Annotated in this window: 15 protein-coding genes; 6 read left to right on the top strand and 9 right to left on the bottom strand. The window is 42.1% G+C overall.

The features are described 5' to 3' along the window. Positions 1-99: 99 nt before the first annotated feature. The 5 genes from folE to IEY03_RS05395 form a co-directional block, all read right to left on the bottom strand. Positions 100-741: a GTP cyclohydrolase I FolE gene (folE, locus tag IEY03_RS05415; protein WP_188840445.1), complete on the bottom strand. Its 642-nt coding sequence runs from the start codon at positions 739-741 to the stop codon at positions 100-102. Positions 742-781: 40 nt separating this feature from the next. Then, positions 782-1159, bottom strand: coding sequence for a dihydroneopterin triphosphate 2'-epimerase (gene folX, locus IEY03_RS05410; RefSeq protein ID WP_188840444.1), 378 nt, complete (start codon positions 1157-1159; stop codon positions 782-784). A 128-nt stretch (positions 1160-1287) separates the two neighbouring features. Beyond that, positions 1288-4359: an efflux RND transporter permease subunit gene (locus IEY03_RS05405; RefSeq protein ID WP_188840330.1), complete on the bottom strand. Its 3072-nt coding sequence runs from the start codon at positions 4357-4359 to the stop codon at positions 1288-1290. Between the two features lie 6 nt (positions 4360-4365). After that, the gene (locus IEY03_RS05400; protein WP_188840329.1) at positions 4366-5451 is read right to left on the bottom strand and encodes an efflux RND transporter periplasmic adaptor subunit; all 1086 of its coding nucleotides are present in this window, start codon (positions 5449-5451) and stop codon (positions 4366-4368) included. Between the two features lies 1 nt (position 5452). After that, a complete protein-coding gene (locus tag IEY03_RS05395; RefSeq protein ID WP_188840328.1) occupies positions 5453-6535 on the bottom strand; it encodes an efflux RND transporter periplasmic adaptor subunit in 1083 nt (360 codons plus the stop codon). Positions 6536-6702: 167 nt separating this feature from the next. Between IEY03_RS05395 and IEY03_RS05390 the strand changes: the two genes are divergently transcribed. After that, a complete protein-coding gene (locus IEY03_RS05390; RefSeq protein ID WP_188840327.1) occupies positions 6703-7101 on the top strand; it encodes a thiol-disulfide oxidoreductase DCC family protein in 399 nt (132 codons plus the stop codon). After that, on the top strand, positions 7098-7898 hold the full coding sequence (locus IEY03_RS05385; RefSeq protein ID WP_188840326.1) for an SDR family NAD(P)-dependent oxidoreductase: 801 nt from the start codon (positions 7098-7100) through the stop codon (positions 7896-7898). Before IEY03_RS05390 ends, IEY03_RS05385 begins: the two co-directional genes overlap by 4 nt. 149 nt (positions 7899-8047) lie before the next feature. Here the strand turns inward: IEY03_RS05385 and mdh are convergent, their stop codons facing one another. Together mdh and IEY03_RS05375 are read right to left on the bottom strand one after the other, a co-directional pair. Beyond that, complete coding sequence (gene mdh / locus IEY03_RS05380; protein WP_188840325.1) at positions 8048-8983, bottom strand: malate dehydrogenase; 936 nt, start codon at positions 8981-8983, stop codon at positions 8048-8050. 269 nt (positions 8984-9252) lie between these two features. Further along, the gene (locus tag IEY03_RS05375) at positions 9253-9597 is read right to left on the bottom strand and encodes a hypothetical protein (protein ID WP_229778198.1); all 345 of its coding nucleotides are present in this window, start codon (positions 9595-9597) and stop codon (positions 9253-9255) included. A gap of 222 nt (positions 9598-9819) precedes the next feature. Between IEY03_RS05375 and IEY03_RS05370 the strand changes: the two genes are divergently transcribed. Beyond that, positions 9820-10269, top strand: coding sequence for a GNAT family N-acetyltransferase (locus IEY03_RS05370; RefSeq protein WP_188840324.1), 450 nt, complete (start codon positions 9820-9822; stop codon positions 10267-10269). An 82-nt stretch (positions 10270-10351) separates the two neighbouring features. Here IEY03_RS05370 and IEY03_RS05365 read toward each other — a convergent pair whose 3' ends face one another. Both IEY03_RS05365 and IEY03_RS05360 read right to left on the bottom strand, forming a co-directional pair. Beyond that, on the bottom strand, positions 10352-11143 hold the full coding sequence (locus IEY03_RS05365) for a ribonuclease H1 domain-containing protein (protein ID WP_188840323.1): 792 nt from the start codon (positions 11141-11143) through the stop codon (positions 10352-10354). A 133-nt stretch (positions 11144-11276) separates the two neighbouring features. Further along, positions 11277-12047, bottom strand: a complete 771-nt coding sequence (locus tag IEY03_RS05360) for a DUF4097 family beta strand repeat-containing protein (protein ID WP_188840322.1) — start codon at positions 12045-12047, stop codon at positions 11277-11279. A 281-nt stretch (positions 12048-12328) separates the two neighbouring features. On the opposite strand from IEY03_RS05360, the gene yjjX reads away from it, so the two are divergent. From yjjX to IEY03_RS05345, 3 genes are all read left to right on the top strand, one after another. Further along, complete coding sequence (gene yjjX, locus IEY03_RS05355; RefSeq protein ID WP_188840321.1) at positions 12329-12886, top strand: inosine/xanthosine triphosphatase; 558 nt, start codon at positions 12329-12331, stop codon at positions 12884-12886. Between the two features lie 30 nt (positions 12887-12916). Continuing rightward, positions 12917-13405, top strand: coding sequence for a GNAT family N-acetyltransferase (locus tag IEY03_RS05350; RefSeq protein ID WP_188840320.1), 489 nt, complete (start codon positions 12917-12919; stop codon positions 13403-13405). A gap of 154 nt (positions 13406-13559) precedes the next feature. Further along, the gene (locus IEY03_RS05345) at positions 13560-14600 is read left to right on the top strand and encodes an NADP(H)-dependent aldo-keto reductase (protein WP_188840319.1); all 1041 of its coding nucleotides are present in this window, start codon (positions 13560-13562) and stop codon (positions 14598-14600) included. Positions 14601-14637: the final 37 nt, after the last annotated feature.

The raw sequence follows: 14637 nt of genomic DNA, 5'->3' as shown, positions 1-14637 counted from the left end.
GAACAATTGAGCGTTATTCTACCCAGTAGCAAAGGCATTGTCAGTTAACAATGCCTTAATTTAACTTCATATTCACCAATCAGGTTAGCATCGCGGTTTTTACGCGGCCAGAAACTCTGCTCGGGTAGAAGGATTCGCTTTGAAGCTGCCGCCCAACGCGGTAGTTTGCGTGCTTGAAGTGGTGTCCATAATGCCACGCGATTTAACGCAATAATGGGTAGCATTAATGCTAACGGCCACATCTTGGGTATCCAGCAAAGTTTGCAATGCCACTAACACTTGCTGGGTTAATCGCTCCTGTACCTGAGGACGTTGGGCAAAAAATCGCACGATGCGATTTATTTTCGACAAACCAATAATTTTTCCTTTAGGGATATAGGCTACCTTGGCGATACCATCTATGGTGATAAAGTGATGTTCACAGGTGCTAACCACACTGATATTACTCACTTTAACCATTTCCTCTACGCCCATTTTATTGTCGATTTGGCTAATCTTAGGGAAGTTGGCGTAATCCAATCCCGAAAATATTTCATTGACATACATTTTGGCAATCCGGTGCGGCGTTTCCGCTAGACTGTCGTCGGTCAAATCAAGCCCTAAGGTCGCCACCACCTCAGTCATTAATCCTTTGATACGCTCATATTTTTGTTCAGAGCTGAGTTCTGATGGTAATAATGGCGTTTCTAACCCGTGCTCAACTAATGCTGACTGCACTTTTTGTGCGGCTGCTGAAATCATATTATTTGCTGCTGACATAAGATAAGTCTCGTAAGTAAGGTTAACGACGGTGCTCTAAAGATAAGGACACTGAATCAGCGAACCTTAAAGCATGTGGCTTGTCTATGGTGACTTTAGCCAATGTCACCGATGGGTGTTCACTGCAGATATCCACGACATCAGCGACTAATTTTTCGAGTAATAAAAATCGCCCTTCTTCAACATGCTGAATCACCTTTTTGGTGATCACTTTGTAGTTTAAGGCGTCGGCGACATTGTCTGTTTGAAATGATTTATCTGCTGGATAGTGAATTTCAATATTGATCACCACATCTTGCTGCTTCTCCCTTTCATCCGGGTTAAAGCCGATGAAAGTGCGCAAACGTAAATTGGTGACATTAATAATTGCTTGGCTGTAAGCCCCTGTTGTTAAAGACATAATATTGGCTCTAATTAAACGAATATATTCTTTGATACGCGATGAAATAGACAAAGGTTCACATGCCAATAAAAAAGCCCTATTCATTGAATAGGGCTTTAACAACACACGTATTAGACTAAATTGGCTTAGAAGGTTTTGTAATCACGGTATTTCACATTGAAGAAAATAATGTAAAACACCGGCACAATCAGTAGCGTCAGTACTGTCGCCACACCTAAACCGAACATTACCACTGCAGCTAATGACTCAAAAAACGCATCGGTAATTAACGGTAACACGCCCAAGATGGTTGTCACCGCAGCCATACATACAGGCCTAACACGGCTAACGGTAGACTCAAACACCGCCTGAAAAATTTCTTTGCCTTCATTTATTTCGGTGTTGATTTGATCAAGCAATACAATGCCGTTTTTCAGTAACATGCCCGATAAACTTAGCATCCCTAATAACGCCATAAAACTAAAGGGTTTATCAAGAATGATTAACCCAGACGTAATACCAATAAGGGCTAACGGCACACAACACCATATCACCAATGGTTTACGAACCGAGTTAAATAAGAATACGGTAATTAAAAACATGAATAAAAATCCCAATGGCAAGGTGGCAAATAATGACTCTTGCGCATCACTTGATGATTCAAATTCGCCGCCCCATTGCAGTTCGTATCCTGGAGGGAGTTTGATGGCTTCAACCTGCGGCTTAACTTTGGTAAATAATGCTGCAGGCAAAAGATCATAGGCAAAATCGGCATCAGCAAACACGGTTAAGGTGCGTTTTCTATCACGACGTTGAATGATGGGGTCTTCAAACTTAACATCAAAACCATCAACGACTTGCTGCATAGGTACAAAGCCATTAACCACAGGGCTCCATATACGCAAGCTTTCCATCGACTCTATGTCGATACGTTCCTCTGCGGGAAGTCGTCCAATAATTGGCAACAAGGTTGTACCTTCGCGATACACCCCAATTTGCACACCTGAGAAAGCAAATAGAAATGACTTATCGACATTACTTTTAACAATGCCCAAACGACGAGCTTGGGTCTCGTTAAAACGTGGCGAAATATATTTTACTCGTTCACGCCAGTCATGGCGCACGTTAACCGTACCCGGTGTTGCGTTGAACACACTCATCACCTGTGCGCCAATTTCACGCAGTACGTCAGGATCTGGACCGCTGATCCTTGCTTCAATTTTGGCATCGGTGGATGGGCCGATTTCTAATCGTTTAAACTTCAGCTGAGTTTGGGCAAAATTAGTTTCAGCAAATTCTCTGAAGGTTAACATCACGGTTTCTAAGGTATCAAAGCTACTCGTTCGAATAGCAATCTGCCCATAAGAGCCAAAGTTTTTCTCTGGCGAGTAGGTTAACAAGAAGCGAGGAAAGCCTTTGCCTATGGTCGATGACACAAATTCGACATTGTCTATGCTGGCCGCTTTGGCTTCCATAGCTTCAATGATATTTTGTGTTTCACGAATATCTGTGCCCTCAGGCATCCACACATCGACTAAAAAGATCGGCGTAGTCGATGGCGGAAAGAAAGATTGCTTAACGTATGCAAAGCCAGCAACCGAAGCTACAAAAGTAATAACAACCGCTATGGTGCTGGCCCAGCGGTATTTCATACAAATATTCAGTAGCACTTTGTAATACACAAAAAATGCGCCGGCGTAGGGATCTTTTATTTCACCTTCTTGTTGCTTTTCACCTTCTACGCCAAAAAACATTTGCGCAAAAAATGGGGTGATCGTGATGGCGGTAATCCAAGATAAAAACAACGAAAACAACAACACCCAGAATAATGACCCGGCAAACTCACCGGTTGCATCAGGCGATAACCCGATTGGCGCGAATGCGGTAATTGCAATCACTGTAGCGCCTAGTAATGGCCACATGGTTTGTTTAACAATGGCTTGTGCCGCTTCGAGTGTGGTTTGCCCTCGCTGGCGACCTATGAGTATTCCCTCCACCACCACAATGGCATTGTCCACCAGCATACCTAAAGCAATAATCAATGCCCCCAGCGAGATACGTTGTAGCTCAATCTCAGCCTGGAGCATCAACATAAACGTGCCCAAGCAGGTTAAAAATAAAATTAACCCAATCAAAATACCGCTTTTCAGTCCCATAAAGACTAGCAGTACACCAATTACAATCACAACGGCAGCGATAAGGTTCCATACAAAGCTGCTAACAGAAGCATCCACCTCGTTTGGCTGGTTGTACATGGTTTCAATTTTCATTCCTGCCGGACGGGCATTTTCTATTGAAGCTAACTTGGCATCAACCAACTTACCAACTTCAACTACGTTGACCCCAGATGAAAAGGAAATACCTAAATTGATTGCTCGATTTTGGTTAAAGCTTAAAAGGTTAGTGGGAATATTTTGAAATCCACGCGATACAGTAGCGATATCTTTTAAGTAGATAAGTTTATCGCCAGTCGTACCGGGAATAATTAACTCCTCTAATTCTTGTACTGAGCGGAAACCACCGCTGGTGCGAATTTTTAAGTTATCACCCGCAACTTGAATATTACCGGCATCGGAAACTAAGTTTTGTGAGTTAAGCAAGTTGGTGACTAACTGTGGATCAATATTTGAACTGGCCGCTTTATTAAGCGACATTTCAACAAACACTTGCTCCTGTTGTTTACCCGCTAAAGACACTTTACCTACGCCAGGGATCAGCTCTAATTCACGCTTTACGTAATCGACATAATCTGAAATATCGCGGTAACTGTAATCTTCACCACTGACCATCAGCATAATGCCGTATACATCACCAAAGTCATCATTCACCATAGGCGCTCTTGCTCCTGGTGGAAGACTAGATGACATATCATTCACTTTACGGCGTAATTCATCCCAAATTTGCGGCAACTCATTCGGGCCGTAATTATTTTTCATGGTCACAGTAATTTGTGACATGCCAGAGGTACTTAACGAACGGATTTTATCGATATAGGGTAATTCTTGAATCGCCTTTTCGACTAAATATGTCACCTCTTCCTCTACCTCGGTAGACGTTGCACCAGGATAGAGGGTGACCACAACGGCATCTTTGATGGTAAATGGCGGATCTTCTAACTGACCTAATCCGGTAAACGCCATTAAGCCACCAACCAGTAAAATCAGGGTAAACATCCAACTAATAACGGTATTTTTAACGAAATAACCTGCAATATTCATAGATGATTATCCTTTGACCAATTCAACATGTTGGCCTTCAAGTAATCTTGAGGCTCCTACGGTAACAATGGTTTGGCCATCTTTTAGCCCTTCAACCACTTCGATTTGATCGCCAACGATCACCCCTAAACGAACCGCTTGATATGTAACGGTTTGAGAGGCGGCATCATATAACCACACACCACTTTCCTGATTAATCAAATCATCACCGTCTTTCATCACCACAGCATTAATCGGCAGCAAGTATTCGCGATTATAGGTATAGGTAATATTGCTTAAGTTAATAGATACTTTAGCCGGCATACCTTCAAGCACTTTAAAACTAGGGTCTAAATCGACCACGATAGTGGCGATATACGTGGAGGTTTTAGGATCTTTTTCGGTATTCACCTCAAGTAAGTGACCATCGAAATACTGCCCCTCAAAAGCTTCAAACTGCACTTTTAATGAGCCATCTTCTTTGCCACGGTACGCCACAGCAATGAGGGTATCGGGCATTTGAATGTCGACTTCAATTTGCTCAACCTTTTGAACACTTAATACCGCAACGCCCGGCTGAACGTTTTCAAATGATTCTAAAAACACATCACTGACCATGCCATCAAACGGTGCGCGAAGTACGGTATATTGCAGGGTTAATTCAGCTTGCTTGGCTTGAGCTTTAGCGACTAAATATTGGGCATTAATTTGATCATATTCGGCTTGAGCCATGAGTTTTTTGTCAACTAACTGCTTAACGCGTTTAGCTTGCTTTTCGGCGACTTCCATACGTGCGTTACGATCTTCAAGGGTAATTTGATAATCGCGTTTCTCTAACACCGCAAGCACCTGACCTTGTTTTATTTCCTGCCCTTTTGAAACCGGAATTTGCGCTATTCGGCCTTCGACTCGAAAAGCTAATCGGGTCAAATCCTGTGCCCGAGATACACCGTTAAACTCACGTAATACTTGGTTATCAACAGTAGGTAACGTATATGTCTTGATTAATGTTGGTTTAGCCTGCATTGGCTCTGCTGGCTGACACGCGCTAAGGAGAAAACCTAATGCGAACAGGCTTAACAATCGATAATGTTTATGTTGAGTAAATGGCATCTTACAGTCCTCGCTCTTTAATCCATTGCACTGCGGCATCACCGTCTGCTAATTCAGTAGCACCAGCAATTACCAACCAGTCACCATCTTCCATGCCTGAAATTAATTGATTGTCTTGTAGCGTCACAGCGACCTTTTCAACTTTCTTGTCATTAGGTAACCAGCGATATACAAAAGATTGTCCCTGCTGCTCTACTATTGCGCCCGCGGGAATGGTCGGATTGCTCTGAGAACCTCTGTAGGGCAATTTCACTTTCACCGAGGCGGCCATCCCCGGTAATACGTTCAATTTTTCAGGCATTGGCAGAGTTAGAATAAGGGTGTAACTGCCGGTGCTGGCATCGGCTAAAGTGCTCATTTCTTTTAATGTGGCGGGATACCAAATCTGGCGACTATCAAACTTTACTTCAATGCTGTTAACTGACTTACCTTGTTGACTCTGGCTTTGGATAGCGCCGACAAATTGCTCAGGTAATTGAAAACCAACATCAATAAATGATTCCGTTCTGATCCCAAGCACCGCTTCTTGTGCTTTAACAAATTCAAAGGCTCGTCGATTACGTTTAGAAATCACCCCATCATAGGGTGCGACTAATTTGGTATAGGTTAGGTCAGTTTTAGCTTTATCTAATGCGGCTGTGGCGATGGTGAAGTCACTTTTGGATTGATCATAATCATTACGCGACACAACCCCTTGCTCTACCAACGAACTGTTACGCTCAAATAACACTTTAGCCAGTTCATATTGGGCTTTAGCAACTTCATATTGCTGTTGATATAAATCATTGTCTAGTTCAGCTAACACATCTCCGGTTTTAACATGCGCCCCTGGGCGAACATTAATTTTGGCAATTTGTCCTGCCACCCTAAAAGATAACGCCGCTTTGTCAGATGCCCTCACCTCGGCTGGTAATACTCTTTCACGATTACCTTTACCAATATCTAATTGAATCACTTTAACAGGGCGAGCGGATTGAGTTTCGGCCACTGTATCGACATTTTCGGCCTTAACAGCATGGGAAATAAGCATCAAATTAGACATAACAAGTATGAGTAACTGACTAAAAGATAAGTAAACTTTCATAGTGAATTGATCCATCAACGACTAACATGAACAAAGTGTAACACTATAGCCGTTAAAGCATCACCACTGTTCAATACAAAAAGAGGCTAAAAAGAAAATAAGATCCACGTGATGAAGCTATGCGTATAATTAGCATGGCTCACCTATCACTTATAAGGCTTTTTAGTATGGAATTAACCATTTTTTATGACAGTGCTTGTCCACTGTGCGCGAATGAAATGGCGCAGCTTAAAAAAAATGATAGGCTGAATAAAATTCACTTAGAAGATTTAAATTCTGCAGAATTATTAACACGTTACCCAGATATTGATATTGAAAAAGCCAACACTATCCTACACGGATTAACCGCTGATGGAAAAATGCTGTTCGGCTTAGATGTCACAGCTATGGCATGGGGGTTAACCGGTAAACATTGTTGGGTAAAACTGCTACGTTTACCACTGATAAAACCCGTTGCCGACAAAGCCTATTTAGCGTTTGCTAAAAATCGCTACAGGATTTCGTATTTGTTAACAGGCCAAAAACGCTGTACTGCTGATTCCTGTTCAATTGAACCTAAAGCATGACAACAAACACCTATTTGATTATCGGCGCATCATCGGGTATTGCTAAAGCCGTTATAGCTGAGCTATTTTCGCGCCACACCGAACAACAAATACCGACAAACATTATTTGTATTAGCCAAGGTCAGCTAAGTATCCCTGTTGTGACTAATGAGTTTGTCACATTAGAATTGATAGAATGTGCTTACTATTGTGAATCGATTGAAACAGTATCTCAGCAGTTATACCGTTATCGCGGCGCAATTGTGAGGGTTTTCATTTGTAATGGTGTGTTGCACCGCCGAGTTGATCAACAACCCCATACTAACAGTGGTACAGAACACCTCAATATTGCGCCTGAAAAACGCATTGAAGATATCGATGCCCAGGCATTAAAGTGGTTATTTGAGGCCAACAGTATTACACCAATGATGTGGCTTAAGTACCTTACTCCGCTTTTATCCCCCAACGCCAATACTCAAAAATGTGTGGTGTCTGTATTAAGTGCCAGAGTCGGCAGTATTAGTGATAATCAATTAGGTGGCTGGTATGGTTATCGAGCCTCAAAAGCCGCACTGAATATGCTGATAAAAACCACTGCTATTGAATACGCGAGAAGATTAAAACATGTCAAACTGTTAGCTTTTCACCCAGGAACAACCGATACGCCTTTATCTAAGCCATTTCAAGCAAATGTCGCTAAAGGCAAATTGTTTACCCCTGAGTTTGTGGCAAAACAGTTAATTGATATTGCGGATAAAAGTGATGTCGATGGTGAAGCCAGTTTTGTCGACTGGGCTGGGAAAAGTATTACTTGGTAATCATCACTTGGGCTGTTGATGATTGCCAGTTTGATTTTATTCGAGTGTAAAACATGTAAATGGATTAACCTCAAATGACATGGGATAACCCCTTTTTCGGCATAAAAAAACGCGAAGCATTGCTTCGCGTTTTTAATTAGTGAGAAGAATTACTTAACGAATTCAACACCTAATTTAATGTCACCTTTTAGGGTATCTAGCATTGCATCACGAGCGTTAGCTTCAAATGCGCTGATTTCACCATAAGGTAATACTTTTTCTACGCCGTTTTTGCCTAAAACAACTGGCTGTGCGAAGAATTCAGCATGTTCACTGCCGCCATCTACGTATGCACATTCAACAACGTTTGCTTCACCTTGAAGGCCACGTACTAAAGATAAACCAAAGCGACATGCTGCTTGGCCCATTGATAATGTTGCACTACCGCCACCGGCTTTAGCTTCAACAACTTCAGTACCTGCGTTTTGGATACGCTTAGTTAATGCTGCAACTTCTTCATCAGTGAAGCTTACGCCTTCAACTTGTGAAAGAAGAGGAAGAATAGTCACACCACTGTGGCCACCAATAACATTGATGTTCACGTCAGCTACGTTCACGCCTTTCAATTCAGCAATGAAGGTTTCGCTACGGATAACGTCAAGCGTTGTGATACCGAATAGACGGTTTTTGTCATAAACACCGGCATTTTTTAATACTTCAGCAGCAATGGCTACTGTAGTGTTAACAGGGTTAGTAATAATACCCACTAATGCTTTAGGACAAGTAACAGCCACTTTTTCCATTAGGTTACGAACAATACCTGCGTTGATATTGAATAGATCTGAACGATCCATACCCGGCTTACGGGCAACACCAGCAGACATTAATACCACGTCAGCATCAACTAATGCAGCCGTTGGGTCTTCACCAGCAAAACCTTTTACTTCAACATCAGTTGGGATGTGACTTAAGTCAACCGCAACACCAGGAGTAACAGGAGCGATGTCATATAGAGACAACTTTGAGCCCGCAGGCAGTTGAGTTTTTAACAATAAAGCTAAAGCCTGGCCAATACCACCAGCAGCACCAAGTACAGCAACTTTCATAATCATCTCCATCTATTTATGCAATGTGTGACATAGATCTTCTATCTATTGTGGCGTCACATTACTGGATTGGCGTAATAATTTCAATTATCCATTAGTGGAGTGTGGTAAATAAGTGTTTACTCAAAACCAGCCAATGGCAGCTATGTGTTTAAATATCGAGCTTAGAACTTTGTCCAATGTGATATCACAATAACCCGCAAGTTTGAAAGCAACTGATTAACTTCGTTTGTTAAGGTCTGTATTACCAAACAACATTTGAACCCAGATTAAGCCTCAAACACAGTCTCAGTGCTTTTTTGACCAATATGCACTTGATACAGTGCCGCGGGAGGCTGTTCTCGTTCGATTAAATAACTCCAATAATCATCATCCAAGGCGCTAATAAATCCAGCTTCTCCTCGATCGTTCAAAATCAAGCGCCACCAAATAATGCCCCATAAGCCAAAGGTTAATAAGGTTAAACAAAAATGCAGCGGATGGTTAATCGATTGCTCAGCTTGACTCTTGTTAGATACAGGATCATTTAACGTATCATTGATACAAGTATTATGAGTTGATGAACAATTTATAGTAGGATGCCGATGCACCCTGAATTGATATTGCTTAGTCATAATTCACCTTCAAATAATCATAATCACAATCTTGGCCAAAAAAGGTGAGTAATCAGAAGATGTTACGCACATCACTATTAATATAACCACTTTAATTTTCAATAATTTAAATGGTTAAAACTGACCTTTTGCCACATTGAGGTTAAATAACGAATACCTTAAGTAGAATAGATTAAGCATAGTAGACTTTAGTCGAATATCGACCCAAAAAAGAGATAAAAAATGAAAATAAGAAAAGGTCAATTAACCGATTTAATCGCCCTAGTGAACTTTAACCAAGCGATGGCGATGGAGACTGAAAACCTGCAATTAGATAATGACCCCCTTACCCGTGGCGTTAATGGTTTATTAAGCCACCCTGAGCGTGGTTTTTATTTAGTGGCTGAAGTTGATGGTGATATTGTTGGCTCGTTAATGGTGACGTTTGAGTGGAGTGACTGGCGCGCAAGTCAATACTACTGGATCCAAAGCGTTTATATTCGCCCGCAAAACCGTCGCCAAGGGATCTACGGCAAGCTTTATCAAGCTGTAAAAGACATGGCAGCAAAGAATGGCGATGCGGCAAGTTTCCGCTTATACGTTGAGCATGAAAACAAACCCGCTCAAAGTACTTATGAAGCCTTAGGTATGAAGCAAAGTCACTACTTAATGTACGAAGAGAAAGTAAAGTAGTCTTGAACTAACGCTTTGAAAAAACGATGCAAAACATAACGGGCCATTAGGCCCGTTTTATATTATCAGTGACTTAACTGATTTAACCTGCGCGCATCGCCATAATTGCCGCTAAATTGATAGGTTGCGGGTACTCGACGAAATCCCTTTGTTGCTGATCAACCGCATAAATAGACATTCTATCGGCCAGCTCATTGCCTTCAATACCCACGTGGGCTGCTACGTGTACAATATCGAAACGATCTTTATATTGATCATACAAGTCATGGGCCTGTTTAATCAGTGCCAAATTGGCAATTTCACCACCTTTGCGAGTCCAACCTTTGGCTTTCCAACCATAGGCCCAATTACTAATACAATTAATCGAATATTGCGAATCACTGTAAATTCGCACGGTTAAATTATCATTCAATGCGATCGCTGCCATTTTGATCGCTTCATATAAGGCATTCAACTCAGCGGTGTTATTAGTGCCATTGGGATTGAACAACCCATACCATAAGTTTGACAGTTTACCGTTACAATATGCAGCAACACCTGAACCGGCTTTACCGGGGTTAGGATCGCAGCCGCCATCTGTGTATAGCACAAGATCAAATTCACATAGTGCCTCAGGTTGATGTTCCGCCACAGTGTTATTGGCAGATGTTACTGGTTTAGCACCTTTATTAGCAGCGCTTTTACTGGCAGAAACCTGAGCCGAAAAAATCGCTTTATTAGCCGATTGAGCAAAAGCCGCTTTTGCCTCTGCTTCAGTTGGAAACGATTTATACTTTGCACCAGAAAACTTATCAACCTGACGTTTGGCTTCATCCCAGGTTGTGTAAATACCTGGTTTGTGTCCTTGCCACACTACATAAAACTTCTTTGCCATCTGTGATGTTAACTCTCAATAAGTCCCAAAGGGCGATCATGCCATGCCCACCAAATTCAGTCTATCGCTTATCAGACGAGTCCTGGGTAAACCTCAGCAAAAATGACCGCCATACTGTCGCGATGAATACAGTTTACAGGTTAACTTCACCCTCGATATGTTGATAATTAACAGCGCCAGAGCCCGCGCTATGAATCGTTAATCCTTTGGCATAATCAACATTGATACTGCCTGAACCGTCATCTATGGTTACCAATCCAGACACTCGCTGCACTGTCATACTGCCTGAGCCATCTTTGATGTCGACATTTCCATCCACATCAGTCAGTTCAATACTGCCCGAACCATCTTTTATGCTGACACTTCCCAGTACATTACTTGCGTGAATACTGCCAGAACCATCTTTAATACTTAGCTGCTTGGCGCCATCTAAGCTGATACTACCTGAGCCATCGGTAAGGGTAATATCGGCATTCATCCCTTGAATATCGATAGACCCGGAACCGTCGGTGATATCCATTTTTAAGCTTTTCGGCACCGTCAAGGTCACATCAATACGTGGCGAATCCGAGCCACTCCAGCTCGAATCTTGCTCTACCTGAGCAATTAATTTTGCCTGGGAGCCCGATTTAACTAGGCTTAAAGTCACGTCGCTATCGTCCTCGGCGAACACTTCGGCACTGACAGTAATTTTATCGGCATTTTCATCACCTTTAATGATTAGCATACCTGCACCGGTTTCAGCGATAAGCTGTTCAATATCGTTGGTATCTAGGCTCAATACTCGCTGCTTTTGTTCAAGATCACTGGCAATGCTATATGACACATTAAATACATCGGTATACATCACTAATAGCGCGGTAGCTGCGCCCACTAATACTAATTTGGTTTTCATGGTGGCCATGTTGCTCATCCTTGTTGATTTAATTGGCTAATGGCATCAAAACGATAAATAGCTGGGGATAATTTATCGCAGCTCATCTTAATGATGCAGGGTTGATAGTTTATACCAAGCAATTCACGCGCCAAAAGTTAAGTGATTGTTTTATATAATAGAGAATAAATTGTTGTTTGCCATCATAAGTCAAAAACACTAACAGTTACGACTTTTCACTCATTTCATTTATACACTTCTGCTATGATGACGCTTATATTTACATCAGTACAATCAGTAAAACGCATCATATGACACAACAACCTATTTCAATTCTAGTCGGCTCCAATAATCCTGTAAAAATTGGCGCTGCGCGCGATGCTATCGCTCTGTATTTTCCAGATGCTCATATTGAGTGCCACGGAATGCATGCCCCGTCTTTAGTTGCTGAGCAACCTATGACCGAAGCCGAAACCAAATTAGGTGCAATTAATCGCGCTAAATTTTGTCAACAATACGCGATTGAGCATCATCAACCTGCCAGTTTTTATATTGCTATGGAAGGTGGAGTGGATCAATTTGAGCATGGTGCTGCCACTTTTGCTTACATGGCCATTATTCATCAAGGTAAATTAAGCATTGGCCGCAGCGCATTGTTACCTTTACCGCCAAAAGTCTTTCAAGCACTCGAAGGGGGAGAAGAGCTGGGTCATGTCATGGACAGACTGTTTAACACTGAGAATATTAAACAAAAAGGCGGCGCAATTGGATTGCTTACCCAGGGCTTAGCTACCCGTGGCAGTATTTATACTCAAGCCATAGTGTTAGCCATGGCGCCTTTTATCAATCCAGCATTTTTTGCTGAATAATTCACATTATCCCTTGTTGAGTAACTCATTATGTCTTCAGCGTCACCAGTAATTAGACGATTAACCGCCAATGATGATGCTGGGATCGCCAAAGTGATCCGCTTAGTGTCAGCAGAATATGGGCTAACCCCAGATAAAGGGTTTAGTGTGGCAGACAAAACCTTAGATACTTTAAGCCAAGTGTATAGTAGCGATCGTGCTTGTTATTGGGTTATTGAACTCGATGGCAAGATTATTGGTGGCGCAGGTGTGGCGCCTCTAGCAGGACAGACTTCAATTTGTGAATTGCAAAAAATGTATTTTTTACCTGAGGTGCGCGGTAAAGGACTGGCTAAAACGCTGTCTAATTTAGCCTTTGAGTTTGCTAAAAAACAGGGCTTTATACAAATCTATTTAGAAACCACCGCGGTATTGGTTGAAGCCTTAGCCTTATATAACACACTGGGATTTGATCGCTGCCAACACTTAGGTGAAACAGGACATGACGCCTGTGAAATCGCGATGATAAAAACACTTTAATCGGTTTGCATTTGCTATACCTCGCCATACTCATTTGAAACCTAAAAGGTTTAGCTTGTTTTTTAAGCAACACATTTACTGATGAATCAATAACCTTTGCAATCTGTGCAAAGCTTGATAGCCTCAAAGCAAGGGTTTCCATCAGGAGGATGATATGGAATATCGACGTCTTGGGCATTCAAGCCTAGAAGTTAGCAAGATCTGTTTAGGTACCATGACTTGGGGTGAACAGAATACTGAGTCAGAAGCATTCGAACAATTAGACTACGCCATCGGTCAAGGTATTAACTTTATTGATACCGCTGAAATGTATCCCGTGCCGCCAACGGCAGAAACACAAGGTGAAACTGAGCGTATTTTAGGGCGCTACCTAAAAGCGCAAGGCAACCGTGATGAACTCATTATTGCCAGTAAAGTGGCCGCGCCAGGTCTTAAAGGTGATTATATTCGCCCAAACATGGCATTGAACTGGCGTAACATTCATCAAGCGGTAGAAGACTCACTCTCCCGCATGCAAATCGACACTATCGACTTATATCAGGTGCATTGGCCAGATAGAAATACCAATTTCTTTGGCGATATGATGTACAGCCATAATGAGAAAGAACATTACACCCCCATTTTAGAAACACTTGAAGCCTTGGCTGAAGTGATCAAGCAAGGGAAAGTGCGTTATATCGGTATTTCAAACGAAACGCCTTGGGGTTTTATGCAATACCTGCGTTTAGCCGAGAAACACGATTTACCGCGTATTGTGAGCATACAAAACCCGTATAACTTACTGAATCGTAGTTTTGAAATTGGCATGTCTGAAATTAGCCAGCGTGAAAATGTGCCCTTGTTACCCTACTCGCCATTAGCCTTTGGTGCCTTAACCGGTAAATATGAACATGATCAATGGCCAGAAGGTGCAAGATTAACCATTCATAAGCGTTTTGCGCGTTACAACAGCACCCCAATGGCACTCGAAGCCACTCAAGCTTACGTTGATTTAGCCAGAGAGTTTGGCTTAAGTCCTGCGCAAATGGCATTGGCTTTTGTTAACTCTCGTCAATTTGTGGCATCAAATATCATCGGCGCAACAAACCTACATCAGTTGAAAGAGAATATAGACAGCCATAAAGTCATATTGTCTGACGAAATCGCAACTCGATTAGATGAACTGGCTAATTTGTACCGATTCCCTTGCCCATAAATAGGCTTAAATTAGGTTAACCTTGCATTAGGCATCA

Source organism: Shewanella aestuarii (assembly GCF_014647215.1).
Lineage (GTDB): Bacteria > Pseudomonadota > Gammaproteobacteria > Enterobacterales > Shewanellaceae > Shewanella > Shewanella aestuarii.
This window is presented reverse-complemented; position numbering and strand designations above follow the sequence as displayed.

Coding starts and splice junctions, on each gene's coding strand:
- folE (WP_188840445.1), bottom strand. CDS start 741: ATGATTTCAGCAGCCGCACAAAAAGTGCAGTCAGCATTAGTTGAGCAC.
- folX (WP_188840444.1), bottom strand. CDS start 1,159: ATGTCTTTAACAACAGGGGCTTACAGCCAAGCAATTATTAATGTCACC.
- IEY03_RS05405 (WP_188840330.1), bottom strand. CDS start 4,359: ATGAATATTGCAGGTTATTTCGTTAAAAATACCGTTATTAGTTGGATG.
- IEY03_RS05400 (WP_188840329.1), bottom strand. CDS start 5,451: ATGCCATTTACTCAACATAAACATTATCGATTGTTAAGCCTGTTCGCA.
- IEY03_RS05395 (WP_188840328.1), bottom strand. CDS start 6,535: ATGAAAGTTTACTTATCTTTTAGTCAGTTACTCATACTTGTTATGTCT.
- IEY03_RS05390 (WP_188840327.1), top strand. CDS start 6,703: ATGGAATTAACCATTTTTTATGACAGTGCTTGTCCACTGTGCGCGAAT.
- IEY03_RS05385 (WP_188840326.1), top strand. CDS start 7,098: ATGACAACAAACACCTATTTGATTATCGGCGCATCATCGGGTATTGCT.
- mdh (WP_188840325.1), bottom strand. CDS start 8,983: ATGAAAGTTGCTGTACTTGGTGCTGCTGGTGGTATTGGCCAGGCTTTA.
- IEY03_RS05375 (WP_229778198.1), bottom strand. CDS start 9,597: ATGACTAAGCAATATCAATTCAGGGTGCATCGGCATCCTACTATAAAT.
- IEY03_RS05370 (WP_188840324.1), top strand. CDS start 9,820: ATGAAAATAAGAAAAGGTCAATTAACCGATTTAATCGCCCTAGTGAAC.
- IEY03_RS05365 (WP_188840323.1), bottom strand. CDS start 11,143: ATGGCAAAGAAGTTTTATGTAGTGTGGCAAGGACACAAACCAGGTATT.
- IEY03_RS05360 (WP_188840322.1), bottom strand. CDS start 12,047: ATGGCCACCATGAAAACCAAATTAGTATTAGTGGGCGCAGCTACCGCG.
- yjjX (WP_188840321.1), top strand. CDS start 12,329: ATGACACAACAACCTATTTCAATTCTAGTCGGCTCCAATAATCCTGTA.
- IEY03_RS05350 (WP_188840320.1), top strand. CDS start 12,917: ATGTCTTCAGCGTCACCAGTAATTAGACGATTAACCGCCAATGATGAT.
- IEY03_RS05345 (WP_188840319.1), top strand. CDS start 13,560: ATGGAATATCGACGTCTTGGGCATTCAAGCCTAGAAGTTAGCAAGATC.